This window comes from Pseudomonas sp. GZD-222 (assembly GCF_049310525.1).
In the GTDB taxonomy this organism is placed as follows: Bacteria; Pseudomonadota; Gammaproteobacteria; order Pseudomonadales; family Pseudomonadaceae; genus Aquipseudomonas.
This window is the reverse complement of the sequence record NZ_JBMOWO010000112.1, coordinates 30,494-57,133: the sequence shown is the minus strand read 5'-3', so window position 1 is coordinate 57,133 and position 26,640 is coordinate 30,494. Positions and strand designations below refer to the sequence as shown.

26 protein-coding genes, 1 tRNA gene and 2 pseudogenes are annotated in these 26,640 nt (G+C 56.4%); 16 read left to right on the top strand and 13 right to left on the bottom strand.

What is annotated here, in order from left to right; genetic code table 11:
• Nucleotides 1–107: 107 nt before the first annotated feature.
• Genes ACO6VD_RS21145 through ACO6VD_RS21135 form a run of 3 tightly spaced genes read left to right on the top strand, consistent with a single transcriptional unit; the run spans nt 108 to nt 5,030 of the window.
• The gene (locus tag ACO6VD_RS21145; protein WP_422421854.1) at nt 108–3,518 is read left to right on the top strand and encodes an Ig-like domain-containing protein; all 3,411 of its coding nucleotides are present in this window, start codon (nt 108–110) and stop codon (nt 3,516–3,518) included.
• 40 nt (nt 3,519–3,558) lie between these two features.
• On the top strand, nt 3,559–4,557 hold the full coding sequence (locus ACO6VD_RS21140) for an SCO family protein (RefSeq protein ID WP_422421852.1): 999 nt from the start codon (nt 3,559–3,561) through the stop codon (nt 4,555–4,557).
• Nucleotides 4,557–5,030 carry a copper chaperone PCu(A)C gene (locus tag ACO6VD_RS21135; RefSeq protein ID WP_422421851.1) on the top strand — a complete coding sequence of 158 codons (474 nt, stop codon included), beginning with the start codon at nt 4,557–4,559 and terminating at the stop codon, nt 5,028–5,030. The genes ACO6VD_RS21140 and ACO6VD_RS21135 overlap by 1 nt, the downstream gene beginning before the upstream one ends.
• A gap of 4 nt (nt 5,031–5,034) precedes the next feature.
• Here the strand turns inward: ACO6VD_RS21135 and ACO6VD_RS21130 are convergent, their stop codons facing one another.
• The 6 genes from ACO6VD_RS21130 to ACO6VD_RS21105 all read right to left on the bottom strand — a co-directional run bounded on the left by ACO6VD_RS21130 (nt 5,035) and on the right by ACO6VD_RS21105 (nt 10,415).
• A complete protein-coding gene (locus tag ACO6VD_RS21130) occupies nt 5,035–5,445 on the bottom strand; it encodes an MAPEG family protein (protein WP_422421849.1) in 411 nt (136 codons plus the stop codon).
• A gap of 22 nt (nt 5,446–5,467) precedes the next feature.
• A complete protein-coding gene (locus ACO6VD_RS21125) occupies nt 5,468–6,043 on the bottom strand; it encodes a hypothetical protein (protein ID WP_422421848.1) in 576 nt (191 codons plus the stop codon).
• 82 nt (nt 6,044–6,125) lie between these two features.
• Nucleotides 6,126–6,365 (bottom strand): helix-hairpin-helix domain-containing protein, encoded by a 240-nt coding sequence (locus ACO6VD_RS21120; RefSeq protein WP_422421846.1) that lies wholly within the window; start codon nt 6,363–6,365, stop codon nt 6,126–6,128.
• A gap of 61 nt (nt 6,366–6,426) precedes the next feature.
• Entirely contained in the window at nt 6,427–7,875 is a 1,449-nt protein-coding gene (locus ACO6VD_RS21115; protein ID WP_422421845.1) for a sensor histidine kinase, read from the bottom strand.
• A gap of 207 nt (nt 7,876–8,082) precedes the next feature.
• Nucleotides 8,083–8,919 (bottom strand): nitrilase family protein, encoded by an 837-nt coding sequence (locus ACO6VD_RS21110; RefSeq protein ID WP_422421843.1) that lies wholly within the window; start codon nt 8,917–8,919, stop codon nt 8,083–8,085.
• Complete coding sequence (locus ACO6VD_RS21105; RefSeq protein ID WP_422421842.1) at nt 8,916–10,415, bottom strand: purine-cytosine permease family protein; 1,500 nt, start codon at nt 10,413–10,415, stop codon at nt 8,916–8,918. Before ACO6VD_RS21105 ends, ACO6VD_RS21110 begins: the two co-directional genes overlap by 4 nt.
• A gap of 200 nt (nt 10,416–10,615) precedes the next feature.
• Between ACO6VD_RS21105 and ACO6VD_RS21100 the strand changes: the two genes are divergently transcribed.
• Nucleotides 10,616–11,533, top strand: coding sequence for a LysR family transcriptional regulator (locus ACO6VD_RS21100; protein WP_422421840.1), 918 nt, complete (start codon nt 10,616–10,618; stop codon nt 11,531–11,533).
• A gap of 27 nt (nt 11,534–11,560) precedes the next feature.
• Here the strand turns inward: ACO6VD_RS21100 and ACO6VD_RS21095 are convergent, their stop codons facing one another.
• Nucleotides 11,561–11,752, bottom strand: a complete 192-nt coding sequence (locus ACO6VD_RS21095) for a hypothetical protein (protein WP_400171843.1) — start codon at nt 11,750–11,752, stop codon at nt 11,561–11,563.
• A gap of 101 nt (nt 11,753–11,853) precedes the next feature.
• Nucleotides 11,854–12,852 (bottom strand): cyclase family protein, encoded by a 999-nt coding sequence (locus ACO6VD_RS21090; protein WP_422421838.1) that lies wholly within the window; start codon nt 12,850–12,852, stop codon nt 11,854–11,856.
• Between the two features lie 99 nt (nt 12,853–12,951).
• Here ACO6VD_RS21090 and ACO6VD_RS21085 point away from each other — a divergent pair, with 99 nt between their 5' ends.
• Nucleotides 12,952–13,863 (top strand): LysR family transcriptional regulator, encoded by a 912-nt coding sequence (locus tag ACO6VD_RS21085; protein ID WP_422421837.1) that lies wholly within the window; start codon nt 12,952–12,954, stop codon nt 13,861–13,863.
• A gap of 30 nt (nt 13,864–13,893) precedes the next feature.
• Here ACO6VD_RS21085 and ACO6VD_RS21080 read toward each other — a convergent pair whose 3' ends face one another.
• A complete protein-coding gene (locus tag ACO6VD_RS21080) occupies nt 13,894–15,375 on the bottom strand; it encodes a PLP-dependent aminotransferase family protein (RefSeq protein ID WP_422421836.1) in 1,482 nt (493 codons plus the stop codon).
• A 103-nt stretch (nt 15,376–15,478) separates the two neighbouring features.
• Between ACO6VD_RS21080 and ACO6VD_RS21075 the strand changes: the two genes are divergently transcribed.
• Nucleotides 15,479–15,949 (top strand): GNAT family N-acetyltransferase, encoded by a 471-nt coding sequence (locus ACO6VD_RS21075; protein ID WP_422421834.1) that lies wholly within the window; start codon nt 15,479–15,481, stop codon nt 15,947–15,949.
• A gap of 503 nt (nt 15,950–16,452) precedes the next feature.
• Nucleotides 16,453–16,758, top strand: coding sequence for a hypothetical protein (locus ACO6VD_RS21070; RefSeq protein ID WP_422421832.1), 306 nt, complete (start codon nt 16,453–16,455; stop codon nt 16,756–16,758).
• A 382-nt stretch (nt 16,759–17,140) separates the two neighbouring features.
• On the opposite strand, the gene ACO6VD_RS21065 is transcribed toward ACO6VD_RS21070, so the two are convergent.
• Entirely contained in the window at nt 17,141–17,317 is a 177-nt protein-coding gene (locus tag ACO6VD_RS21065; protein ID WP_422421886.1) for a lysis system i-spanin subunit Rz, read from the bottom strand.
• Nucleotides 17,318–17,327: 10 nt separating this feature from the next.
• On the opposite strand from ACO6VD_RS21065, the pseudogene ACO6VD_RS21060 reads away from it, so the two are divergent.
• The 3 genes and pseudogenes from ACO6VD_RS21060 to ACO6VD_RS21050 form a co-directional block, all read left to right on the top strand.
• Nucleotides 17,328–17,489, top strand: a pseudogene (locus ACO6VD_RS21060) (integrase); the annotation flags it as partial.
• 404 nt (nt 17,490–17,893) lie between these two features.
• A complete protein-coding gene (locus tag ACO6VD_RS21055; protein ID WP_422421830.1) occupies nt 17,894–18,178 on the top strand; it encodes a hypothetical protein in 285 nt (94 codons plus the stop codon).
• A 25-nt stretch (nt 18,179–18,203) separates the two neighbouring features.
• The gene (locus tag ACO6VD_RS21050; RefSeq protein ID WP_422421828.1) at nt 18,204–18,455 is read left to right on the top strand and encodes a hypothetical protein; all 252 of its coding nucleotides are present in this window, start codon (nt 18,204–18,206) and stop codon (nt 18,453–18,455) included.
• A gap of 74 nt (nt 18,456–18,529) precedes the next feature.
• On the opposite strand, the gene ACO6VD_RS21045 is transcribed toward ACO6VD_RS21050, so the two are convergent.
• Entirely contained in the window at nt 18,530–18,886 is a 357-nt protein-coding gene (locus ACO6VD_RS21045; RefSeq protein ID WP_422421826.1) for a hypothetical protein, read from the bottom strand.
• A gap of 466 nt (nt 18,887–19,352) precedes the next feature.
• Here ACO6VD_RS21045 and ACO6VD_RS21040 point away from each other — a divergent pair, with 466 nt between their 5' ends.
• From ACO6VD_RS21040 to ACO6VD_RS21020, 5 genes and pseudogenes are all read left to right on the top strand, one after another.
• Complete coding sequence (locus ACO6VD_RS21040; protein ID WP_422421824.1) at nt 19,353–19,676, top strand: hypothetical protein; 324 nt, start codon at nt 19,353–19,355, stop codon at nt 19,674–19,676.
• A gap of 44 nt (nt 19,677–19,720) precedes the next feature.
• Entirely contained in the window at nt 19,721–19,963 is a 243-nt protein-coding gene (locus ACO6VD_RS21035; protein WP_422421823.1) for a DUF4224 domain-containing protein, read from the top strand.
• A gap of 1 nt (nt 19,964) precedes the next feature.
• Nucleotides 19,965–20,999 (top strand): annotated as a pseudogene (locus ACO6VD_RS21030) (tyrosine-type recombinase/integrase); the annotation flags it as partial.
• A 341-nt stretch (nt 21,000–21,340) separates the two neighbouring features.
• Complete coding sequence (locus ACO6VD_RS21025; protein ID WP_422421884.1) at nt 21,341–21,568, top strand: DUF4224 domain-containing protein; 228 nt, start codon at nt 21,341–21,343, stop codon at nt 21,566–21,568.
• Between the two features lie 3 nt (nt 21,569–21,571).
• Nucleotides 21,572–22,639 (top strand): tyrosine-type recombinase/integrase, encoded by a 1,068-nt coding sequence (locus ACO6VD_RS21020; RefSeq protein ID WP_422421821.1) that lies wholly within the window; start codon nt 21,572–21,574, stop codon nt 22,637–22,639.
• A gap of 100 nt (nt 22,640–22,739) precedes the next feature.
• Here ACO6VD_RS21020 and ACO6VD_RS21015 read toward each other — a convergent pair whose 3' ends face one another.
• Together ACO6VD_RS21015 and ACO6VD_RS21010 are read right to left on the bottom strand one after the other, a co-directional pair.
• A complete protein-coding gene (locus ACO6VD_RS21015) occupies nt 22,740–25,265 on the bottom strand; it encodes a TIR domain-containing protein (protein WP_422421819.1) in 2,526 nt (841 codons plus the stop codon).
• 382 nt (nt 25,266–25,647) lie between these two features.
• Nucleotides 25,648–25,735: transfer RNA gene (locus ACO6VD_RS21010), tRNA-Ser, on the bottom strand.
• 121 nt (nt 25,736–25,856) lie between these two features.
• Between ACO6VD_RS21010 and ACO6VD_RS21005 the strand changes: the two genes are divergently transcribed.
• Nucleotides 25,857–26,528 (top strand): Bax inhibitor-1/YccA family protein, encoded by a 672-nt coding sequence (locus tag ACO6VD_RS21005; RefSeq protein WP_422421818.1) that lies wholly within the window; start codon nt 25,857–25,859, stop codon nt 26,526–26,528.
• Nucleotides 26,529–26,640 lie beyond the last annotated feature (112 nt).

The window sequence follows — 26,640 nt, the reverse complement described above, 5'->3', positions numbered from 1 at the left end:
TCCTGCAGGTTGGTGCGTTTTTTGCCCCATGCCCAGATAAGTGGCCATTTGACATTTCTCAGGGCAGTGCAGCAGTACCCGCTTGGGTACGGAACGAGGTATACGCTATGTACACCAACGCTACGCAGCGCCAATCGACCCTTCAACTTTTCCGCTACTCAGGCGTTGCTTCTGCGCTGCTGGTTGCATTCGGGGTTTCCAACGCCAGTGCAGCACCGATGGATGACACCAGCCCTCCCTCACCCACCGACCCCTCGGCCTACACGTCCCATCCCACCGACCCGCTGGCGGCACAACAAGCGCTGGAAGCACTGAAATTGCTGCCCGAGGGCAACCACGGTGCGCTCGCCCTGCCCAACGGCACATACGGTGACCGCACCACGCCACGGACTGAAAACGTTCTGCAGCCGGCCCAGCAAACCTCCTTCAATTACCCCACCAATGGCCTGGCCAGCCCGCTGTTCGGGGCTCAGCCGTTCACCCAACAAATGTTGCTGTACGAGGAGTTCGGCCCGGAAAAGCTCGACCCGACGGTCGAAGCAGGCACCATCCCCTTCCCTATCCCCACTACCGGGCCCGCCCCGGAGCAGGACCCCAACAGTGTCGCCCGCAGTGGTCCCGCGGGCGCTGCACTGGAGGCGTTTCTGCGGCAACCGGGGTTATCTCCGTTCCCGACCCAGTACGCCAACGTCCTCGACCGCAACCCGTGGAAAGCGCAGATCGAGGCATTCCTCAACCGCCATCCCGTGGGCTCGCCCGCCGAGGGCCGGCCACCAGGAAAAGGCTGGTCGCATCAGCGCTGGAACGAGTTCTACCCCCAGGCCGCGCTGAAGACCGCGCAAGCCGGCGCACGGGTCAACCAGGGCTTGCGCGACAGCAGACAAATGCATGGCTACGCCAAGGGTGAGTTCGGCCCCGGCGGGCTCTATCACAACACCGCAGGAACTACGGCCACAGAAGGTACGGCGAAAGGCATCGGCATCCGCTTCCACCCGAACATGCCGATCCAGAACCACAACTCGGTATGGACCTTCGACGGTACATTGCCGCCCAAGTTGCTGATGGCCCGCTACGGCCAACCGATCCTCATGCGCCATTACAACGCCCTGCCGATCGATCCGGCGGCGAACGGAGGCTTCGGCCTGCACACCCTCAGCACCCACGAACACAACGGCCACAACCCGGCCGAAAGCGATGGTTATACCAACGCGTTCTTCTTCCCCGGACAGTACTACGACTACCGCTGGCCGGTGCAACTCGCCGGCTACGACACCATCAACACCAAGGCCCAGGACCCCAGAGCAGCGTTCCCCTGCACGCCGGGAGAAACACTCTGGGTCAACGACAGCAACCCCGGGATCAAGACCTGCGAGAACGGCAGCATCAAGGTCCGTGGCGACTGGCACGAGACCATGAGCACCCACTGGTTCCACGACCACATGCTCGATTTCACCGCCCATAACGTCTACAAGGGCAACGCGGCGATGATGAACTATTACAGCGCCCTCGATCGCGGCAACGAGGCCCTCGAAGATGGCGTCAACCTGCGCTTGCCCAGTGGTTCGGCATTGTCGTGGGGCAACCGCGACTACGACGTCAACCTGACCATTGCCGACAAGGCCTGGGATCAGAGCGGCCAGCTGTGGTTCAACCCGTTCAACATCGACGGTTTCATCGGCGACCAGATGATGGTCAACTGGCTCTACAAACCCTACTTTGACGTGCGTGCACGCAGTTATCGCCTGCGCATCCTCAATGGCTCGGTGTCGCGCTACATGAAAATCGCCGTGGTCCGCGAAGTCCGCGGCAACGGCGGCGAGTTTCGCGGACCGCAGGGCTCCGGGGTGTCCTACAACCGGGTGCCGTTCCACATGATCGCCAATGACGGCAACATCATGGAGCACGCCGTCCCCTTCGACGGCAGCATGGACCTCAACGGCAACGGCGACCTCAAAGACGACAACGGCATCCTGCCGACGCTGGCCATCGCCGAGCGCTACGACATCATCATCAACTTCGCCAAACACGGGATTCAACCTGGCGACAAGATCTTCTTCGTCAACCTCATGGAACACGACACCGGCAAGGGTCCGAGCAAAGATGCCGTGTCGTTGGCCGATGTGCTTTCGGAAAAATACAAAGCCGTGATCGATCAGACCAGCAAGGGCCCCAGGTGGCGCGATGGCGATCCGGTAGTCGGCAAGTTCCTGCAGTTCAACGTCAAGCCTTACGTTGGCCAGGACCTGAGCCTGGACCCGGTCGCCTATGAACCGGCCAAACCCGGCAAAGCCGCCGGCAAGAAGATGATCCCGCTGACCATCGACCGTAACGATCAGACCATGCAGGCCAAGCTCAAGCAGGCACGTCATCGCAGTTTTGAATTTGGCCGCTCCGACGGCACCGACACCGCGCCCTGGACCATCAAGACCGATGGCGGCTTCGGCTACTCCATGGATCCGCGGCGGATCACTGCGGCGCCACAGCTGGCCAACGGCCCGACGGATGCTGGCTACGGCGGTGACGGCACCCTCGAAGTGTGGAAAATCAAGAACGGTGGCAACGGCTGGAGCCACCCGGTGCATGTGCACTTTGAGGAAGGAGTGATCCTCAACCGCGACGGCAAGGCACCGCCAGAGTGGGAAAAATGGGCGCGTAAGGATCTCTATCGGGTAGGTCCCGAAGTGGACAGCTCCGGCGAGGTCGAAATGGCCATCCGCTTCCGTGAATTCGCCGGTACCTTCATGGAGCATTGCCACAACACCCAGCACGAAGACAACTCCATGCTGCTGCGATTCGACCTTGAGCACCCTGGCCAGTTCGAGCTGATGCCGTCGCCGATGCCGACCTGGGACGGTGTGACCTACATCAGTTCGGCAGCCCTGCCCTCATTCCGTGACGAAGAGCAAGAAGGGCCAGGTGATGATGACAACCAGCGGCCCGTCGCCAGGGATGACAGCGGCGCCACCAAAGCCGGTGTCCCGATCACCCTCAATGTGCTGGCCAATGACAGCGATGCCGACGGTGACCTGCCGCTGAGCATCGTCAGCCTCGGGCAGCCGGACTCTGGCAAGGGCAGTGTCAGCAGCAACGGTGCTCAAGTGACCTTTACCCCGCCCGCCACGGTGGTCGAAGCCTATACCGCGCTCTTCGAATACAAGGTCAAGGATGCGCGGGGAGCCATTTCGGAACGAGCAGCCAACGTGAGTGTTGCAGTCACGCCCGCGGCGGTTGAAGTTGACCAGAACATCAAGGTCACCAGCGCCACCGTCACCGTTCGCAGCAACAACCGCTATGCCTGGGATCTCGTTGGGACAAGCTCGCTGAAAATCGGCGACACCCTTGCGATCAGCGCCTCGACCACCAGCGGAGCGTTGAACCTGGGTACGGCGACCGTGTTGTCCGGCGGCACCTGGCGACTGTCCGCCAGCACCACGGGTAGCGGGCCTGCGCTGAACCCGACGGTGACGATCAAGCCGGTCAATGGCAAAGCGATCACGGTGCCGTTAACCGTGCGCTGAATCCAAACAGTCAACACGGCAATTTCAGGAGGTCGATCACATGGGCTGGAAAACCTGGACAATACTCAGCCACTTGCTGCTGTTTACCTGCAGCGTGTCGCTGGCGGCGGTCGACGAAAGCACGCCTGCTCAAGCCTGGGGACGGGACTACTTTCCCAATACCCCGCTGATTAACCAGGACGGCCAGCCCGTGCGCTTCTTTGATGACCTGATCAAAGACAAGGTGGTGGCGATCAACTTCATCTTCACCACCTGCACGGACTCCTGTCCGCTGGAAACCGCGCGCTTGCGCCAGGTGCAAAAACTGCTCGGCGATCGCGTCGGTCGTGATGTGTTCTTCTACTCGATCAGTATCGATCCAGAAACCGACACCCCGGAAGCGCTCAAACACTACGCGGAAAAATTCAACATTGGTCCCGGTTGGCAGTTCCTCACCGGCAACAAAGACGAGATCACGCTATTGCGGCAAAAGCTCGGACTGTTCATCAAGGGGGTCGATGATGGTCAGACCAAGGACCACAACCTGAGCCTGATCATCGGCAACCAGAGCACCGGACGCTGGATGAAAGCGTCGCCCATGGAGAACCCCTACGTGCTGGCCGACCGCCTGGGCAAAAGCCTGCACAACTGGAAGCTGGCCAGCAGCGACACCAACGAGCATGCCCAAGCTCCCAGCGTGCGCCCACCCAGTGTCGGCGAACAGATCTACCGCACACGCTGCTCCTCGTGTCACACCCTCGGCGATACCGAACATGCCGGGATGCGCAGCATCGGCCCGGACCTGCTGGGCGTCACCCGGCAACGCGACCCGGCCTGGCTCACGCGCTGGATCAAAGAGCCCGATGTGATGCTGGCTGAAAAGGATCCGCTGGCCATGCAGCTGTATGAACAATACAACCGTCTGGCGATGCCGAACTCGCGCTTGGGCGAAGTCGAGATCGCGGCCTTGCTGACCTACCTGGATGAAGAGACTGAGCGTTTGCAGGCCAAAGCGCCAATCACTACATCACAACAAGTCACTGAGAAAGGAGTTCATTGATGATTATCCGCCCTTTAGCGCTTTGCGCGCTGTTCGCCTTTAGCACCCTGACCCTGGCTCATGAATACCAGGTAGGTGAGCTGCTGGTCTCTCACCCGTGGTCACGTGAATTACCGGTCGACCTTCCTGGCGGTTCGGCCTACTTCACCGTACTCAATCAGGGGGCCCAGACTGATCGTCTGATCGCTGTCAGCAGCTCGCGTGCGCAGCACGCCACACTGCATGCCCAAGCCGGTAGCGAAGGCATGATGACCATGCAGGATGTTGCAGGCATGGACATTCCTGCCCATACCGAAGTGGCCTTCAAACCTGGCGCCAACCATGTGATGTTGACCGGCATGCAACAGTCGCTGAAAGCCGGTGAGCAGTTCCCGCTGACGCTGGAATTTGAGAAGGCGGGCAAGCTCGAAGTGCAGGTCGATGTCTTGCCCGTCGAAGCCCAGGCCAGCCAACAGGCGGCACATGTTCATTGAACGGTTACATCCCCAGCAGCCGCACCGCCCAATACGCAGCAATTGCCAGCTGCACAGCGAACGCGGCAAACCGACAGAAGACCGCCGGAACGTTGGCAGATGCCAAGTGAATGCAGGACTGCAGAAGGCGCGCGGCAAGAAACACATAGGCCAGTGGATCGGTGATAGCGGTCTGTCCGGTGAACATGGCCAGCAACAGCAGACCGCCAAAAATCGGCAACCCTTCCACGCAGTTCAGATGAGCCCGCGCCAGGCGCTGCATGAAAGGGGACAGGTTGGCGTTGTCCGGAGTGAACTGATTGGCCGCTACCCCCTTGAAGAACACCAGGTAGCCGCGCAACAACTCCATCAGAATGAGTAGCGCCAACGCCCAGGCAACAAAACCCGTCAGGACGATCACACTCGGATTTGTCATGGTTCGTCCCTCTTGAGCGTCCTCACTGGCGATCCCGCCATTTGTCCGAGTCGTAGACAAAGGCATCGCCGAGAATGCTGTCGTAGCGAATCAGCAGGCGCAGACGATCCTTGGCGATGGCCATGATCGCCGCCGGCTCATGATTGCCGAGCAGCACGGTGGTGGTGTTGAATTTTTTACCGGGGGGAATGAACTCGCCGACGATGAACAACTCGGCGTGTTGCTCGTAAGGAATATCTCCCAGCAACAGACTGCTGGCAGCCTCCAGCAAATCCGGGCCCTCGCCCGGCATCGGCTGACCGTCGACCCAGAGGGTGACTTCGCGAATGATCGCCGGGCCCAGGCCATTGTTTTCCAGGGTATAGCAGTAAGACCTGGCCTTGAGATCCGTACTGTTCCAGGCCGAAAGATGGGGCGTTGCCATCCGCCGATTGTGCTGTTCGTGCATTTTTATTTGCCTGGCACTGAAGCGCACGGCAATGCAGGCGACGAAGACCGACGCGAACGCCGCCAAGGCGGTCAACAGCGTTGACACCTCGGACAACCAGCCTTCCTGGGCCGTAACGACGTACACCACATAATCCTGTATGGGTTCCATATGGCCCATCCCGGTAATGTCGAAACGTCAAACCCGTACGTTCAGCTTTCGTCAGAGAAGCATAGCAACGAATCAATGGCGCTCAGCCGGCGCCTTCCTTTGCCTTGGCAATGGCTGCCCGAATGGCCGCTCGCGCTTGCGGGCTGTTCTTCCAGCAGGTAGAACCCACCAGCGCAGAAGCCTGGGTGACGATGTCCAGCGCATCGGCCTGGCCCAGTTCATTCAGCGACGTGAAACCTAACTGTTCAAGCCGACTCACCACCGTTGCGCCGACGCCCTTTACGCTCAACAACAATTGCTTTTCCTGCGCTGAAAATCCCACACGAACTCCTTGTCCATTTTCGAGGGTTGCCCCCGATCTTGCGCGATGTCACCGCAGGCTGTCAGCTCCCGACCCGAAAACAAAGGCAGATGCTTGTGCCGGCCTGCTCACGGCTGCTGAGACTGACTTCGCCGCCAAAGCGCTCCATGATCTGCTTGACCATGATCAAGCCAATGCCCAGCCCGCCCAGTTTGGTGGTGTAGAAGGATTTGAAAGCCATCATCTCTTGCTGACGGGTCATGCCTTTACCGGTGTCGTTGATCGCGAGATAGAGCTTTTGCCCATCGGCGGACAGGGTGGTGCTGATATCCAGGCGGCCACCTTCCGGCATCGCTTCGATGGCATTGGCAATCACACTGTTGAGCACTTGCGCGAGCAACAGTTGATGGCTGACCACCAGTGGCGTTGGCCCGGCAACAAAGCTTACCTGGACTTTCGAGTAAGCCAGTTGCTGCTCGAAGGAACTCAGCACCGAATGCACCGCACCGACCAGATCAACCTGCTCCGACTCGCCCCGCAGCGGCCGCAGACACAGCAGCAAATCCCTTACCCAGATCGACATGCGGTCAACCTGACTGACAATATCGGCGATGTTCTTCTTAGCCGGTTGGCCCTCCATGCTATCTGCCAGCTCAGCACTGGTACGGATGCTTGCCAGTGGATTGCGCATGCTGTGCGCCACCGCTGTCGACATTTCCACCAGGCCGCCATAGGTCTTGTTGGCCACCAGTTGATCCTGCTGGGACGCGAGCAGTTTCGATGCCCGCCAGACAATCCAGAACAGCCCGAAGTAAATCACCAGGCCACCCAGCGCGGTGGCCATCCAGATCAGACGAAAGCCCCGGTTGACCCTCTCGATCAAATCCACCGGCTCCTTGTAAATTTCCACCACCGCCAGGACATTGCCTTGCTCGTCGATCAAGGGAATGTAGTTCTCGATAAAGAACTCCTGTGGCGGATGGATAAACTGCTGCTCGATCCGCCCGTTTTCAACTTCGTTGTAGCGCGCCGATACGCGCCCCTTGGAGGTGAAGGCTGTTTCTAGCGCCGCATCGCCCACGATCTTGCGCCCTACCAGTGCCGGATTGGTTGACCACACCACCACCCGTTCAGGCGAATAGATGGTCGCCAATAGAATGTCCGGAAGATGGGCAAGGTGGTCGAGAAACTCGGAACGGGCCCGCTCGCGGTTACGCGCCGTTTCTTCATTCAACATGCCATACACCGAGGGCGCCAGCACCACGCCCATCTGCATGCCCGAAAGGTCGTGGTGGCGAATTTCGCCAATGGCCACCGCCTGAATGAACTGGGCCGACAACAGCGCATCGCGTTCAAGGCTTTCGTTCATCAAAAAGCGGGTCGACAACGACCCCAGGCCAAGGGCAACGACACCGATGATGAGGAAACTGATGATCGAGAACCAATGCAACAGGTCGAACGGCTCGGCAGCGTCGATTGACGTCGGCCCTTGAACAGGAAGGTATCTGGACCAGAATGACCCTGCACGCATAGAAGAGACTCGCCAGAGGTGAACAACGGTGATGCAACGTCCGTGATAGTCGACGATCCGGCCAGTCTCACCATCTCTCTCTACACTCTAGCCGCACATTTCCCTGCTATCGACCGGGCCTGTTGAAAGTTGTTCAGCCTCCCCGAACGCTTGACCTCAGTGTCGTGAACACGCTCCTTGAGCGACTGCAGCGCTGGGCGAAAACACTCAGAAAGCAAGCCCGTACAACTGCGGCCGCCGATCCCGGTGCAAGTCATTGCGCTCACTGATTTGTTTGTTACGCGCCTGCGCAAGATTGAGTGTCGCCAACAGAATCTGTTCGCCCCCCTGCTCCGCCGGACCTGCCAGCGGGTAGCCGTCGGCATCGACGATCACCGAACCCTGCACCCAGTTCACCCCGCGCTCGTGGCCATAGCGGTCACACGCGGCGATGAACATGCGGTTCACCGAGGCATTGGCCTGCACCCGCAAGACTTCTGCCGGACGTTCGGTGGCTGGCCGCGGGCCGTCGGGCCAGTTGACCGGCGCACACAGCAGCTCGGCGCCGGCCAGTGCCGGAAGGCGTACCCATTCCGGGAACTCCAGGTCATAGCAGATCAGCATGCCGATACGTCCGAAGACCGTCTCGATCACCGGCGGCGGCGCTTCCCCGGCAGTGAAGATTTCCTTCTCCGCATCCCACAGATGCACCTTGCGGTACACCGCGCGCAGGCCCTGGGCATCGATCATTGCCGCACTGTTACCAAGCTCACCGCCAGCAACAAGCTCGCAGAACCCGCCGACCACGACGATGTTCAGCTCACGGGCCAATGCTTGCCACAGTTGCAGCGTTGGGCCTTCAGTGGTTTCGGCAAGGGTCAGCGCTTCATCTCGGTCGGTAAACAGGTAACCGCTCTGCACCAGTTCGGGCAACACCACGACCTGAGCGCCCTGGAGGGCCGCTGAACGAATGGCGCGTTCGGTGAGTGTGCGGTTGTACGCGAGGTCGCCTATCTTCGGCGCCAGTTGGCAGCAGGCGACCTGGATGTTCTGGGCAATGTTCAACGCGCTGCCTCCACAGTTTTTTCAGTCATGGCGATAATGTCGGCCTCGGTGATGGCGTCGATGACCCGCTGCTCGGCGGCCAGGTCCAGCGAACGGCTGAGCAGGTAATACGTCAGCCCCGAAACGACCAGCCCCACCAGCCAGGCGATGTCCACTCCTTCAAGCAGGCGAGCCAGCGGGCCGACGAATACTTCCTGGTTGGCGGCGGCATCGAAGATGTAGAAGAACGGCACCATGGCGGCGAAGCCAACCAGGTACGAGACAATGCCGCGCAATTGCCAGGCACCATAGATGCCCTTCGGGGTGAAGAAATGCGGGATGGCGTAGCGACCTTTACGCACAAAGAAGTAGTCCACCAGGTTGACCGCGGTCCATGGCACCAGGAAGTACAGGAGCAACACCAGGAAGGTGTTCAACAGCGCGATACCGTCACCTTTGATCGACAGCACGCAGGTCAGCAGGATGAGGCTGATGACGCTGATCGACAGCACTCGCGCGCGCGGTGTCGGGGTGATCTTCTTGATCGAGTCGACACCGGTCAGCAACGTCAGCATGGCGCTATACGTGTTGAGCGCGATGATCGGCAGAAAACCCGCCACCGACACCACCACTAACAGGTTGCCCAAGCCCGGCACCAGTGAAGAGCCGACCTGATTCAGCGCCACCAACGCATCCGCCGCTCTCAACTCCTGTGCCAGCCAGGCACCGAGACCGATCATCCAGCTGCCCGACAACGAAGCGCCGATGAACACCGCGGCGATCAGCTTCCAGCGGCTGGTGTTTTTCGGCAGGTAACGGGAATAGTCAGAAACATAGGGCGCGTAGGAAATGTTGTAGCTCGCACCGATGGCGAACAGCGTGGCAAAGGCAATCCAGCTGAACCCCAGGTCGGTCGCCGGGGCAACGCTTTCACGACCCGCACCGAACATCAAGGCAATAGTCACCAGCGCATACAACGGCAAGGTGGCCAGCAACGCCCATTTGAAGGCCTTGTGCATCAAGTCGTGGCCGTAGATCGACAGCAACGCGCCAATCAGCACCACTACTACCGCGACGATTGTCGGATCAACGCCGAACACATGCTGCAGACCGTTCATGATCAGTGAAATGTTCACCACGTTGAACCCGACAAATACAAACATCGTCGCCATCAACGCCAGGATGACCCCACGATAGCCGAACTGGGCACGCGACTGGATCATCTGCGGCAAGCCCATCTCCGGCCCTTGCGAGCCGTGGAAGGCCATGAAAATGGTACCGAACATGATGCCCAGGGCGCCGGCCAGCAGGGTCCACAGTGCGGACAACCCCAGGCTCGGGCCGACAAAGCCGATGGAGATGGTGAAGAAGTGAAAATTGCCAAGAAACCAGAATGGCCCCTGGCTGCTGAGTTTGGCGTGACGTTCGCTTTCCGGGATGTAGTCGATCGAGTGGCCTTCGATGGCCAACCCGCTGCTCGCCTCGGCGGCGTGCGCAGAAAGTGGGGACCCTGACATACGATGGTTCCTATGCAGCTGATTGTTTTTGTTGTGGGCGTAGCGATCGGTCCGACATCCTGATCGGATAAAGCTCCATAAAAAAACTGACATTTACGCTGGATTCACTGCAATGTATGACCTAGGCCGAGGCCGTAAAATATCGCAGACACACTGTTTACATAGATCCACACCTATGCAAACAAGCATCGGGGGCACGCATGCTGGGCACTGTTTCGGAACTGGATCTACGCTTGATCCGGGTATTTCTGGCCGTCGTCGAGGCCGGCGGGGTATCGGCGGCACAAACCGCCCTCAACACCACGCAACCCACCATCAGCGCACAACTGGCGACCCTGGAAGCACGCGTGGGATTTCGCCTGTGCGAACGAGGCCGCGGCGGCTTCTCGGTGACGCCCAAGGGCAGCCAGTTTGTCGACGCGGCCAGACGCTTACTGGCGGCGGCGGAGGGTTTCCGGGTTGAAGTGCAGCACATCAACCGTAAAGTCTCGGGCACCATCAACATCGGCCTGCTCGGACAAATCGATCCGGTCGCCAACAAGAAAATCGGCCTGGCCATCGCCCGCTTACGCTCCCAGCACCAGGGGCTGTACTTCCACTTCACCGAACTGTCGTCGTCGCTGCTGGAAGAAAAGATCATCAACAGCCACATTGATCTGGCCATCGGCTATTTCTGGCATCGCCTGCCCAGCATCGACTATTTCCCCTTGTTCGAGGAAACCCAGATCGCCTACTGCGCGCCCTCGCACCCGTTGTCAGAGCAGGCAGGCGCATTGACCCGGGAGGATGTCAGCCACTATGACTGGGTATGGCCGAGCCACCCGTTACCGGAAATGCCAGCACCTACCTCGATCGACCGCCTGACCGTCCTTACTGACAGCATGGACGGCGCTGCCCTGCTTATTCTGTCCGGCCAGCACCTGGGCTTTCTGCCCCAGCACTATGCGGCGCGGCATGAACAGTTAGGGCAATTACGCCCGCTCAATCCTGAGCTGTTGCGTTATGAGGTGAGTTTTCATGCGGCGGTGCGGCATTCGGCGCGGCGGCGGGATCTGGTGAGTGCGTTTCTGCACGAGTTGACCGAGATTTTCGCATCCGCCCAAGCGCCCCAGATGTAAAAGCCCAGCACGAAGGCTGGGCTATGGTTATTTTCTGTTTTCCATCATCTTGTCGGCGAGCGCTTTGGCCCGTTCAATCAGCAGGTTTTGCCTGTCTTCATGAGTGGCCTCGCCTACCACCGGTGCAGTCAGATTGCTTTCCGCAATCAAGGCAGCACAGAAGTACTGATCCCAAACGGTTTGCGCCGACAACGGCCGATTCAGCGGGTCGGTATCCATATGCGGCTCCTTGTGATGGGCTGACACTGCTATTTTACGCCCGTATCGCGAACAACCTGTGCCACGGGAGATAGTCGGCAAACTCGCCGCACACCGAGCCCTCAGCGGACCGGCAAAGCCATCGGACGCATCGGCGCTGCATCGGCTCCGCGCAACTTCAAAGAAGCCCCCACAAAAGCGAATTGATACACGCGGTCCTTGGACAAACCTTCCAGATTCACCAGTTCAATGATCGGTGCGCCCTGCATTGCCAACAGATAGGTATGCACCGGCAGGTAGTTGCCCTCGACCTCCGAAGGGAAAGTCTCGAAACTCAGGTTATCGGCACCAACAACCATCGCGCCGCTGTCCTCGACCAGGAATTTCGCAGCATCCAGGCTCAGGCCGGGGGGGTTGGCCATGTAAGCCTGGGCGTGTTCATAGTCGCGCATGCGCCCGGTGCGAATCAGCACCACGTCGCCTTTCTCCAGTTCCACCCGTTGCTTGCTGAGTGCCTGCTGTAAATCGCTGCGGGTGACGCGGTAGTTATCCGCCAGTTGCTCCAGGCCCTTGGCCGCCGCGACATCAATCATGACCCCGCGAGCGATGATCGGTGGCAGTTTCTCTGCGCCAGTGACATTCCAGCCGCGATCCCCCAGGTGCTGGTCGGCACGAAAGCCATTCCAGATTTTGCCGTTGAGGCCAAAGTGGTTGAGCGCGTCGATATGAGTGCCCATGTGGGCATACATGGACACCGCCGAGCCACTGTAGCTGACGTGCTGGTTCATCGGCTCGCCGACCTGCATCGGATCGGCGATCACGTTGCCGTGGGGGGTGTGGGTCATCCACATCTGGTAAGGCGGATCTCCCGCAGCCTGCCAGCTGGGCATGCCGACAAAGTACTCCACCGCAAGGTCGTAGGCCTGGGCGCCATTGACCCGGGCCATGATCGCCGCCTGCGACTGCGGGGTCATCAGGTTCAGACGCCCGATCTCGTCCTTCTCCCCCCAGGGGCTGATTCCCACTTCGGGCACCGCCTGCGCGCCAGCACTGCACAGTGAGCTGAGCACCGACAAGACGGCCAGCCCGGTGAGGTTTTTGATCCACGAACGCTGCAGCATGACATGACTCCTCAAAGGGGGGAGCGGTCATGTTATTAGCTGCTAAAACATAGATAATCAGGCGTTTGGTTAATTGATATTCAACCCAGGAGAAAAAATATGGATGTGTTGCTGGCCATGCGCACCTTTCGCCGCGTGGTTGAGCGCGGCAGCTTCAGCCTGGCTGCTGTCGACCTGGGGCAATCCACAGCGGCGGTGAGCAAGCAAGTGCGGCAACTGGAGGAACGCCTGGGCAGCCTGTTGCTGCTGCGCACCACCCGGCGCATGAGCCTGTCCGAGGCGGGCCAGGCATACTTCAGCGAATGCTGCCACCTGCTTGATGAACTCGACGCCCTGGAACGAGCGACCCAAAGCGGTTCCAGCGAACCCAGCGGCCGTCTACGGGTCAACGCACCGCTATCGTTCGGCCTCAAGGTGCTGTCGCCGATCCTGGTGGCGTTCATGCAACGCTACCCGGAACTCAAGGTCGAACTCACCCTCGACGACCGCCTGCTGGACGTCGTCAGCGAGGGCTTTGATGTGTCGCTGCGAATTCGCAGCCACCTGCCGGACTCCTCGTTGGTCGCCCGGCGCCTGGGTGAAATAACCCAAGTGATCTGCGCTGCACCGGCTTACCTGCAGGCCAACGGCACGCCGCATAATGTCGACGACCTGCGCGCGCACAGCTGCCTTGCCTATCGTCTGGCTGAACATCCCGGCAGTTGGCATTTACAGGGCCCGCAAGGCAATAGCCGCCTGGAACTGCCAGTGCGCCTTGCGGTAGACAACAGCCTGATGCTGAGCGATATGCTCCTGGCGGGCCTGGGCATAGGCGCGCTTCCCTCGTTCATTGCCCAACCCTTGCTCGACAGCGGCCAGCTGCTGCAATTGCTCCCTGAACAGTCGATGCCTCGGCGCTCAATCTATGCCCTGTACGCCAGCCATAGGCATGTGTCGCAGAAAGTCCGGGTGTTTGTCGATTTCCTTGCCAGTGCATTGGAAGCGCCATCGTCGGAAAATGTCTCGAGCTGAGCAGTGCCTTTTTCGATGGCCGACAGCAAACTACTTGAGCAGGCCGGCAAACACCTTCGCCAGCTTCTCCACCGAGGTGCGCATCTCGTCGGGCGTCTGTGCCGCGAACCCCATCAACACGCCAGCATCATTTCTCGGCGTCGCATACAAACTGCCGAGCCCCAGCAGGTCGATTCCTACTGCTTTTGCCGCCGTGACCACAGCATCTTCCGGAAGATCCTGAACGAAATGGCAGGGCATCTGCAGCCCCCCGGCCGGGATGCGCGGCGCCAGAAATTCCCCCAGACGCTTGTGCACAAGTTCAGCCAGGGCATCCCGTCTCTCGGCATACAGTGCCCTCATGGTCCGCACATGAGCCGTGTAGTGCCCGCCTTCCATAAATCTTGCCAGGGTCAACTGGGCAATGGACGCCGTATGCCCGTCCTGCAGCGTGCGCGCGCTGGTCATCGGGGCGACGAGAGAAGGCGGCAACAACAGGTAGCCAATGCGTAGCCCCGCGAACAACGACTTGGTGAAGGTGCCGATATAGAGCGTCCGTTCATGCGGGTCCAGGCCCTGCACGCAGGCAGTCGGCCGACCTTCGTAGTGGAATTCGCTGTCGTAGTCATCTTCGATGATCCAGGCACGCTGCTGCCTTGCCCATTCGATTGCAAGCAATCGTCTGTCGAGCGACAACGTCGCACCGGTTGGGTATTGATGAGAAGGCGTAAGGAAAACCGCCCTGGCATTGGAGGCCAGCGAGCCCATGCCCTCCACCTGCATGCCGCTTTCATCCACCGGCACCGGAACGCACTTGAGCCCTGCGGCGACGACAGCTTTGCGGGTGCCCTGGTAGAGCGGGTCTTCGACCAATACCTGGTCGTCCGCATCCATGAGTATCTGCGCGCACAAGCCAAGCGCCTGCTGTGAGCTGGTGAGAATCAGCACCCTGTCGGCAGACGCCTGCGCCCCCCGTTCCAGGTTGAGGTAGTCAGCGATTGCACTGCGCAGTGAGGCCATGCCCTGGGGCGCACTGTGCTCCAGGGCATGGGTGCCATATTCCTTGTACACCTGGCGCTCCAGCTTTTCCCAGATGGCCAAGGGAAAGTGCCGGGTCTCGGCGACCCCGGGTGCAAAGGGCCGTGCCCCTTGGAAGTTGTGCACACCCCCGCTCTGCAGCACGCCCATCGCCCTGCGGCTCAACTGAGGTGGGTCATCGCAGACAGCCTCACGTTGGCGCTTGCGCAGTGGCAGGTGCCGAGCGCGTTGCGAGACGAAACTTCCGCTGCCTACGCGGCGTTCGATGTAGCCCTCTGCGTGCAACTGACGGTATGCCGACTCCACGGTATCGCGCGAGACGCCCAGCGAGTGGGCCAACGGACGTGAGGCCGGCAGCGACTTGCCGACCGGCAGCGCGCCATCAAGAATCAACTGACGAATCGCCCGCTGGATACGTACATGCAACGACAACGCCCCATGGGCGGGATCGCTCATCCAGGCTTTGACTGACTGCAACTGCGAGTGCTTGAACATTGGTCTGGTTAACGTGAAGAAAGTGGCAGGGCTATTCCGGCCATTCTACCGCTATAAATGCACCTGTTTTCCGGCCATTTTTCACACTGAAAGGGGTTTCACGATGACAGCTGCACAACAATTCGTTTCCGTTCGCAACCTGGAACAGAGTGATTTTCAACAATGGTCCCTGTTCTGGGACCAGTATCAGGCGTTCTACAAGGTGACGTTGGGCAAGGACACGACTGAGCTGACCTGGGCGCGTTTCTTCGACCCGGCAGAGCCCGTGCACTGCGCCGTTGCCACGGACGGAGAGCGGCTCCTCGGCTTCGTCCATTTTGTTTTCCATCGCTCGACCTGGGGGCGTAATGACTTCTGCTACCTGGAGGACCTTTACGTCTGCCCAAGTGCCCGGGGCAAAAGGGTCGGCAAGCAGTTGATCGAGTTTGTTCAGGGCCAGGCGCAAGAGCAACGCTGCGATCGTCTCTACTGGCATACCCAGGAGACTAACCAGACCGCACAGCGGCTGTACGACTGGATAGCCGAAAAGCCGGGGGTGATCGAATACCGGATGGCGCTGATTGCGCAGAACTGAAGCAAACACCACGCAGCGCTTGAAGGTAGCGCTGCATGCCCCTTTAGCACGCAATAAAAAAGGCTGCCAATTGGCAGCCTTTTCGATATCAGCGCGGCTTGGCTGCAAGCTGGGGAAAAAAACCGAGCACGGGGCTGGGCTCTCACACACTTAATGCGGCGCAACGCATCTCTTATAAAAAATAAAAGCTCATAAAGAGTATCGCCACCCTTAAATTTATCGCGAAACACAGGAAATTTCGCTCGGCGAACTACCCCCATTAAAGTGCAAAGTGGAACTTCCCCGCCTCATCAAATATGAAATAAATTGTAACAAAGACCTCTTGAAATATTCTAAAGACCAAGAAACCAACACTCACTGGCCAAGAACGAGAAACTTTGCCTTTTATAGCTGGATGGAAACCCAGTTCATTAAAGCCCCACCCGATGGTAACGTATGCTTTCGCATTGCTCAGCATAAGAAACAACATGAGCAAACTTGTTGGTTGGATAAAGGATTAACGAATGACTATCGAGCGAGAGATTTTCTCGGCCCTTATCGCGCAGAACGCATTTCAAGGTGAAAAGCCGAGCGTACAAAGCTACGCCCAGCTAGCCGTCGACAAGGGATTTAGAGCGCTTTCGTCAAAGCAACAGGCAGTGGTAAGCCCCTTCCTGCAAAAAAAATGCGAGGGCATGAAAAAACCAAATGAAAAACATAACAACTGCCAAAACATTATAGGCGGTCGTGAATTGGTTACAGCCCTTGAGAAATCCGAGCTTTATAAAGGATGGCGCTGCGAGAGCTGCCGAAGTGCATCTGAAAATTAACAAATCGACCCAAAGAGAGCAACAACCTAAAAACCTATAAAAACAACCAGAAAAACCACTATTGCTCTCGCTACTCCTGAACGTAATTGCGAGCAGGCCTCCATAGGCCTGCTCGCAGATTTTTCTTTTCTTTAGGCCCTGATCAATAGCCCCGTCAAATCGCCGCTCACTCGTCACGCACTTGAGCGCTTCGAAAAAATTTTGCACGACGCAGCAAAATCCTTCTGCGCGTCTAATTTTTTAAGGAAAAAATAGTGCCCACATATCAAATAGCACTGCTGGTTGTTTTCGCTATCGCCACACTCTGGTGGGGCTACCGATTGGATAAAAAGAACCGTCAAAAAGAGTTGGCCGCAAAAAGACAAAGCGAAACCCGATCCTCCTAGGGTCGCTGGCAAACATCCCTGATATACGTCTGCACCGCCCTTAAGGCTGCTTGGTCGGCGATGAGGTCTCTCCGTAAATCGAGAACAGCTTGTCCCGTTTCTCGACTGAGCTCGACGGTTCCTGCATCACCCAGGCTGGTGGTGTTGGCGGTACCGGCACGCTGATCAGTCAGATGGATACGCGCAACCCGGATCGCTCAGTTCCAGTTTCGCGATATCCGCCCGAAGGCAGCTTCCGAAATCAAGGACATCGAGGACGCCAGTCTGCTCTTGGGTCACACCAAAGGCGACATTACAGAGCGCGTCTATCGGAGGGTTGGAGCCATCGCCAAACCTTCCAAATAGCGAAAATTCTGGAAGCGATTACAAAACGAATTTGAAGCGATGGAGGTTTGGCGTTCCCAATCGTGTTCCCAAGGCCCTGTTTTTCGCCCCCCAGAAACGCAAAAAGCCCTGAATAATCAGGGCTTTGAAGATGGCGGAAGCGTAGAGATTCGAACTCTAGGATAGTTGCCCATCGACGGTTTTCAAGACCGATAGGAAGATGCCCGTCCGTCGCGCCCTTGCGGCCCATTTCAGTTCCAAAACTTTTAGGTTACCGCCTCGCTACAGGCCGCATTCTACAACGGTACACCCTTTTAGTTTTGGAACCGAATTTCGTGACAATTCCCCAGTTGCGACTTCTACTTTTTGTGGGCAGGCTTGTTAGTGGCATTATGCCCAGCATGCATTACCCATGGAGGTGGAAAATGGCAGTGATCAAGCAAAGTGACTTGCAGTACAAGTACAGGTGGAGTGCCGACAAAGGGGATAACCTGGCCGACCTGAAGCTGGTTTTCTGCACGCCGAATTACCCCAAGCAGATCGATCCGAACGATCACTTTTGCGACGACCTGTCGGAGGACGGCGAGATCAACGACGACCAGTTGTTTGCCGCTTTCGAGCTGCTCAACGAGATGATCCGCAAGAGCCCCCCTTGTCCTGGTCACCAGGTAAAGAGGCCGTCGACCTGCCGCAGTCCTTCATCGACATGATCAAGCACGAGCGGGAGGACGCGGCATGACCGACCCGATCGAAGTGAAAACCTTGCGCGAGAAGATCATCGACTACATGCAACAGCGCGAGCAAAGCACACGCGGCTGGTTCTGCACCTGGTGGTTCAAGTTTCACGTAGCCGGTGTCAGTGGCACACCAGAGATTCGCCGCGAGCTGGAACGCATGCAGCGCGATGGGTTGGTCGAGTCCGATCGCGAGCAGGCCAACAACACGAAGTGGCGGCTGATCATGGCCACCCAAGAGGCGCAGCCATGATCCCCCTACCCATCGCCGCCCCGCTCCACATGGCCTGGATGATCTGGAAGGGGCCGAGACCATAAAATGCGATCCTATCGATCGTCTTGCATTCTATTTTGAACTTCGGCGCATTCTTGGCAGAGCATTTCGTCCATTAAATAGCAATTGTCCAGGTCCGCATCATCGATGAACCCATTGCCGATGCAACCATCCCCGCCATCATCGTCCGGCCCAAACACTCCACCACATTTTACATGCTCAATTAGAGGGAGGATGAAGTTATCAAAATGGTGCTGCTGTCTGACTGAAAGCCGCCCCAAATTCCCTTCGTCGGCTGCGATGAATTTGGCAACTCCCAGCGTCGCGTCAGAATCAGTCCGTGCAGGTACGTTCCCCTCAATTATCTCGGGGTTGTTTTCCACCAGGTTACGGAGAGCTTCTAGATTCATTTTGGAACTCCATTTCGATTACTTGAAAGCGATCATAGGCAACAGTTTGATCTAGAGCCAATAGCCATTGGCTATGTCACCTCGAATCATAAAAAAGCGAAACCCTCTACTCTGCAACTCAAGACTGCCGATCCTTGGACGCAGCACGCCACCGCACAAGGTCAGTGAGAATCGCAGCTGCCAGCACCGCGAGCGCAAATTCGACAATGATCCATGTCGCCGGGGGCCAGGGCACGCCACACCCTCCCAAAAACCAGTTGGCCCCAGCCGTAACAATTAACAGCATCTTTATCAGCAACTTCATCACTCGGGACATCACCTCAAGCGCTTTCGTGGAATCCGTTCCTCTGCAGGCGGACCTTCAGGAAAACACCAGATGCCCGGGTGCGCCGGTAAATCCGGCAGTTACCGATGTTTCCTACCCATATTTCAGCCTGCCGGTAGGCGGGCATGGAGAGCTATTGGCATGACGAAAGTAGATTTGGCCGGCCTGCCCGAGAAGGTCCAGGTCGCCATCGAGGCTGGCAAGGCTGCGGCAGCGGCCTGCTGCAACGATGGTGGCTGCGCGAATCTAGATCGCGTTGTAATCCCGGTGCCGGGACTGCGCGCAAGCCAGTTGCCCACCCTGCCCGGTTATGTGCAGAAGAAAAGCCGCTATCACCAGCAAGGCATTCACCTTGACACCCCGTGGCCAGGTATCGGCAACCGGCGCAGTGCCGGCGTTCGCGCCATGCACGAATCCCTCAAGACCCAGGGCGTCGACTGCTACGTCTACTACCAGGCCGATTAATCCCTACCCACCTCTGCCGCCATGCGCGGCGTGGAGCCTATCCCATGGAAACCGAAATTCTCTCGGAGAAAGAACTGGCCGAGCTGACCGGCTACAAGGCCAGGGGCTACCAGCGCCGCTGGCTTGAAGAACGCCAATGGCACTTCATCGAAAGCCGCGGTGGCCGTCCACTGGTTGGCCGGCAGTACGCCCGGATGAAACTGGGCGTAACCCTCCAAGTAATGCCTTTAACGCCCGCGCCTCCGCCAGTACCGGTATGGACGCCTGATATTTCGAAAGTGAGGTGATATGCGCCCCCGCAAGACAGAGAACCGCCACCTCCCGCCGCACATGTACCAACGCACACGCAAGCGCAAGAGTGGCAAGGTCTGGGTCAGCTACTACTACCTGGACAAATCGGGCAAAGAAATCACGCTCGGCAGCGACATCAATTTGGCCCGCCTAAAATGGGCCGAACTCGAATCGAAAGACAAGCCTCACGACTTGCGCATCATGAAGGCCATCTTCGACCGATACGAGCGGGACGTTATTCCGAAGAAGGCTGAGCGAACCCAAAAAGACAACCTGGCCGAACTGCGACAGCTGCGGCCGTTCTTCAATGATGCGCCGATCGATGCAATCACCCCCGCCCTCGTCGCCCAATACCGTGATGCCAGGACCGCCAAAGTTCGAGCAAACCGTGAGCTGGCTACCTTGTCCCACGTATTTAACCTGGCGAGGGAATGGGGGCTCACAACCAGGGAGAACCCTTGCCAAGGGGTACGCAAGAACAAGGAGGCCCCGCGGGACTTCTACGCGAATGATGCTATCTGAAGCGCGGTCTACGAGAAGGCTGTGGGCGAGATGAAGGTCGCCATGGATCTGGCGTATTTGACAGGCCAGCGCCCGGCGGACGTGCTGGTGATGCGGAGGGATGACATCGAGGGTGTTGCCCTGGGCGTCAAACAGCAGAAGACACACAAAAAGCTGCGGATTTTGCTTGAGATTGAAGAGGTAGCGACTGGCTTAGGTGTGCTAGTCAACAGCATCCTGGCTCTGAATGAGCGGCATAGCTCGCCTTACCTGATCCTGACCGAGACGGGCAAGCGTGTGACTGCCGCGATGCTACGTCACAGGTGGGATGATGCGAGGGAGAAGGCGGTTAAAGCTGCCGAGGAGAACGGAGACACCCTGTTGGCCGGCCGAATCAGCCAATTCCAGTTTAGGGACATTCGCCCTAAAGCAGCATCCGAAATCAAAGACATCGAGGACGCAAGCCTGCTGCTAGGCCATACCAAAGGAGACATTACTGAGCGGGTATATCGCCGCGTCGGGGCGATCGCCAACCTCAAAGGCACCATCAGCGAGCTGGAAGCCCGGATCAAGTCTTACACCGGGCTCGCGGTGACCAAACTCGACTATGAACAACTGAACAAAGCAGCAGAGACCCTGCAGCTGGCACAACGCACATGGGAAACGGCGAGGGGGACTGAACCTTGGTGCGTCAGAGCCCACAACGAACGCCTCAGCATCCAAGCCCTTGCTCAACGCATTCACGAACAGTTGCGCATCACCCCAGCTAACTCCACCAAGGTAGGAGAGTTGGCATGAGGCCCACCGACAACCACAGCCATTCAGAGAGCGTTCCGGTGCACGGCCTTCAAGACTGCGGCAATTCCAATCAAATGAGCGAAGTACTGGCCGACGTAGAAATCGCAGCGATCACCGGCTACCAGATTCCATCCCGTCAAATCGAATGGCTGAATCGAAACGGCTGGCAGCACGTATTAACTGCAGCTAGACGCCCCGTTGTAGGCCGCATCTACGCTCGCCTAAAACTTGCCGGGGTAAAGCCATCCGCTTCAAATGCTGTATCCGAAACCTGGACCCTAGATCTGGCACGAGTGAATTGATCGATGCGCATCAAGAAAGCTGCCAACCGTGACCTGCCGCCGCGAATGCTGCGGCGGGTCCGCAACCTCAAAAGCGGGGCCCAATGGGTAGGCTACTACTATGACGGTCGCGACGAAAACGGCAAACGGATCGAGATCCCCCTGGGTACCGACCTGGACGTTGCAAAAATGGAATGGGCCAAGCTTGATCGCAAAGCCGTACCCAAGATTGTTCGTTTGCTTGGAGATGTCTTCAATCGATATGAGCGTGATGTGATTCCCAGCAAGATGCCCAGGACCCAGAAGGACAACCTGCTCTCGCTGAAACAACTGCGAGCGGCATTCAGCGAAGCCCCGATTGATGCCATTACACCTCAAATCATCGCCCAGTACCGAGATAAACGAACAGGCAAGGTGCGGGCGAACCGCGAGATTGCCCTACTCTCCCATATCTACAATATGGCCCGAGAGTGGGGAATTACTGAAAAAGAGAACCCTGCGACCGGTGTGCGAAAAAACAAAGAACGGCCACGCGATTTTTATGCCGGGCCAGAGATTTGGGATGCGGTCTATAGATGGGCGGCATCTGAGTTGCGGGACGCTATGGACCTGGCATATCTGACAGGGCAACGTCCTGCCGATGTGCTCTCGATGCGAGCAACTGACTGCGTAGATGGCCACCTCCAGGTAGCTCAGGGGAAGACATCTAAAAAATTGCGGATTCAGTTAGCAACAAGCGGCCAGATGAATGAGCTAGGCCTGCTTTTAGAGCGCCTATTGCAGAAACGCAAAGAACGCGGCGTCCGCAATCCGTATCTGATCACCACAGAGGATGGGAGGAACGTAACTGCGTCAATGCTGCGCCTCCGATTCGATGGCGCCAGGAAATCAGCCACTGAACACGCGCTCGAAAGCCAGGACAAAATACTGGCCGAGCAAATCCGACTCTTCCAGTTCAGAGATATTCGCCCCAAAGCAGCTAGTGAAATAAACGACTTGACACACGCCAGTCGACTATTGGGTCATACTGACAAACGTATTACTGAGACGGTATATCGACGTATTGGCGAAATCGTTAGCCCAACCAAGTAACAACCCACAACTCAAACACTATAACCATCCCATTGAGCACCCACCCACTCCGAACACATAAAAAGCGCCGCGAGAATTAAGTATCTCGCGACGCACGACCTTACAGAGCAACAAGTCGCTCAGTAGAATTCAACCTCTCGCACAACTTCTCGAGAGACTCAGCTCTAATACCCGAAAGTTCCTTACGAACCAACGAAACCGCATCGCTTCTTTTCCCCTGCATCGCCAGAAAAGTTGCCTTATAACGAATATATGTCCTATAAGTCTGCTTACTTCTAGACTCGGTTGAGTCAAGAATCCCAACTGCCTGAGAGAGCTTATCTAGATTCTTGTGCTGGATAGCCAAGTCCGCTAACGTCAAGACCGGGTATCCCACATCAGGATATTTCTCTATCGTCTCTTCTATCAGGTTGAAAGCGCCCTCAATGTCACCATCATAATTCGCTAAAATTTTTGCCCTGGCGGAGAAGTACATTTCCTGAGATCTATCAGATGGGTTCGTGTGTAACTTATGAGCTACCTCTTCCAACAGCGTACGATCTACTTCATGTCGATCCTTATAGAACAAACATGATAGATAGTTATTTGCGTTTAAGGGGTTATTAGGGGCCCTCTCATAAACCTCTTTCGCTAGATCATAGGCAAGCTCGTGCTCATCGCTCTGCATGTAAACCAATACAATTTCACTCTTTGTCCTGAAGTCGTTTGGCTTTTTGTGCAAAACTCGACGATAGCTAGATAAGGCCTTCTCTTGCTGCCCTGAGATCCGATAATAGAAACCATGCAAAAAGGAATAATCAGGCTCAGGAATATGCCTGACCTCAGAAAAAAACTCACCCTCCCTTAATCGGGCGAGCGCCTGGCACTTCATGAAGCGAATATGATTAACAATCTCCTTATGGAGAAATGCCTCATTAAGTAGAACTCGATCAGAAAGTCTTATAACTTCTTTATAATTTCTGCTAGCGTCGTACAGATAGCGAATGGTCTTAAGAAAATACGAAGGCACCAACATTCGCTCATCAATATCCGCCCCAGAAATTAATGCCTGCTGCATAGAAAATATATACTCAGATATATCCTTATTATCATCCTGGTATGTAGATAAGAACTCCTTAACATAAAGCCTTAACTTATCTTCAAACTCAACCGGTGTCCCGAATCGATTTCGAGCAATGTAATCCCTTACAACCTCATTCACACGGACGTAATCACCGTTTGCGCCTAAACGCTCGCAGACCGACGAAATGAGAAAAGAGTTAAGCATTTCATAATACTCAACCTCCCCCACCAAGCCAAATATAAAGTCAAAACTTACAAATTCAAACTTCGAAAGCAAATACAAGAAATCTAGAGCTTTTTGGTTGCCTCGAAACTGCTCAACGATCACCCTAGCTTTATCTGACGCGTACTCCTGAATTATATGAGAGTTTCGCTTCGCCTCATACAAACTCGAATCAGATATCGTATCAACAGCAAAAATGACTTGATCGGGATAGCCAGTTAAGAGATCAGAAAAAAAAGCTAAATCCTTATTCTCTATCTCAAGTTTTTTGAATTTAGAATAGCGTTTTAGCAACCCCGTACGTTCGATCTTATCAAGCTCGGGAAGCTCTTCAAGATAATATTCGGGTCGCTGATGTGAAATTCGCCTATTGGCCCTGAATTTACTGGAAATACAAAAGACCACCTGATCCGACTCTTTAAGCGAATCAATAATACTTACAAACCAATCAGCTATCTCACCATCATGTTGAACAATGGCTCCGCGATCTTCGATCAATACTCTTTCTTTTTCTCGTACAATTTCCCGGGCAATTTCTAGCGCCAACTCAACCTTTTGGTCAACTCGAGTTCTAAGAGAATTCTCAAGGGGCTTGCTTTCTGTCAGCCCCAAATCATCTAGCTTTAATATAAAATCTTCGATGCTATCGGTAGAATCAAGCGAAATCAAGGGAAGCTCATACGACTCCCTAATGACGTTCGCCTTCTTAAGAGCATTTCTAATAAATGCTTTCCGACCGATAGAGCTGAGGCCAGATGCTATAATCACCTGCGGAGTTGGGCGACTCAAGTCGTCCATCCGCTCCTCAAGCTTACCAATCTGCTCGTTCCTTCCGACAAAAATTTGCTCTCGTTCTTTTAGAGTCGGATGCGTTTTCCAGGAAATCTCACGCATACGAGCGTTAATTTTCCGAGCAGAAACTTTTGTCTGACGAATATGCTGGATATTGAAGCCTTGCTTCATCCATTTCGGGATCCGTCTGTCGGAGTAAGTTATGTTTTCATCTATTATTATTGGATAGATTCGATCAATAACCCCCGTCGCAACGCCTTCTCTCGCCTTAGCCAATTCGAGCTTAACCCAAGGCGAATTTAGGGCATTATTGGAAAGAAATATAACAAACAAAGATGTCTCATCCAAACCAGCTATAATTTCCTCAGATGGTGACATCCCCTCCTCAAAAGTCATCTCGTCAAATATAACGCTTTCTTTTCTGAGCTTTTCATATACCTCTCTGACATATGCTTTATCGCTAGAGCTATGAGAAAGGAAGCATTTAATCATTTGAAATCCTTTTACCATATCGGAAGACCCCTTACAGGCTACGGACAAGCGTCTCATGCTCCTCCTCCTATGCCGTATCTTGAGTCTAAGGCTTGTGTTTGGACGTTCTTAGGGAAAAAATCTTGTGTTAGGAGCCACTTTTGTGCGCTCGCTCTCCATTGGTAGTGTTTATCTCAAGATTTCTCGGAGACAACAAGGCCCTGAAGCAGCAAGCACTATCAATTTTTACCAAGGTAATCGGTCCCACAGCGCGACGATCGCTCAGTCAATGGTAGCGCTAGCAAGAGGACCATCCAGGCTGGGGCCTTCTAAACAAGCTGCCACACTGGAAAGGATGCGGAAAGGATCGAAAACCTGCGGAAACGATCAATCATCAAGGTGGGCACGAAATCAGCGCCCCAGAAATGCAAAAAGCCCTGAATAATCAGGGCTTTGGAAGTGGCGGAAGCGTAGAGATTCGAACTCTAGGATAGTTGCCCATCGACGGTTTTCAAGACCGTTGCCTTAAACCACTCGGCCACGCTTCCTCGTATTGCGGGCGCCATAATACCGAAATGAAACAAGCTGTCAAACTCTCTGTGTAGCGGGTTTGCAGTCCTCTGTTATGATCTTTGCATCTGAACGTTTCAAACCCACAGGAGTGTCGCCATGCGCGAACAGGATTACGCCGTCAATCACGGCCAACAGGTCGAGCAGCAGGAGGTCAGCCGCGTCCTGCGCAATACGTACGGCCTGCTGGCTATCACCCTCGCCTTCAGTGGCCTCATGGCTTTCATTGCGCAACAGATGCGCGTCGGCTACCCGAACATCTTTGTGGTGCTGATCGGCTTCTATGGCCTGTTCTTCCTCACCAACAAGCTGCGTGATTCGGCCTGGGGCCTGGTCTCCACCTTCGCCCTCACCGGCTTCATGGGCTTTATCCTCGGCCCTATCCTCAACCGTTACCTGGGCATGGCCGGTGGCGCTGAAGTGGTCAGCTCGGCTTTCGCCATGACCGCACTGGTATTCGGTGGTCTGTCGGCCTATGTGCTGATTACCCGCAAGGACATGAGCTTCCTCGGTGGTTTCATCACCGCCGGTTTCTTCGTCCTGATGGGTGCCGTACTGGCCAGCCTGTTCTTCCAGATCAGCGGCCTGCAGCTGGCGATCAGCGCCGGTTTCGTGCTGTTCTCGTCGGTCTGCATTCTGTTCCAGACCAGCGCGATCATTCACGGTGGCGAGCGTAACTACATCATGGCAACCGTCAGCCTGTATGTATCGATCTACAACCTGTTCGTCAGCCTGCTGCAGCTGTTCGGCCTGATGGGTCGCGATGACTGATCTGATGGTTGGTAGCTTGTGAGAAAGCCCGCTTCGGCGGGCTTTTTTGTGGCTGATATCTGAATGGTATGCGCTGCGGCGACTGATCGCGGGGCAAGCTCGCTCCCACAGA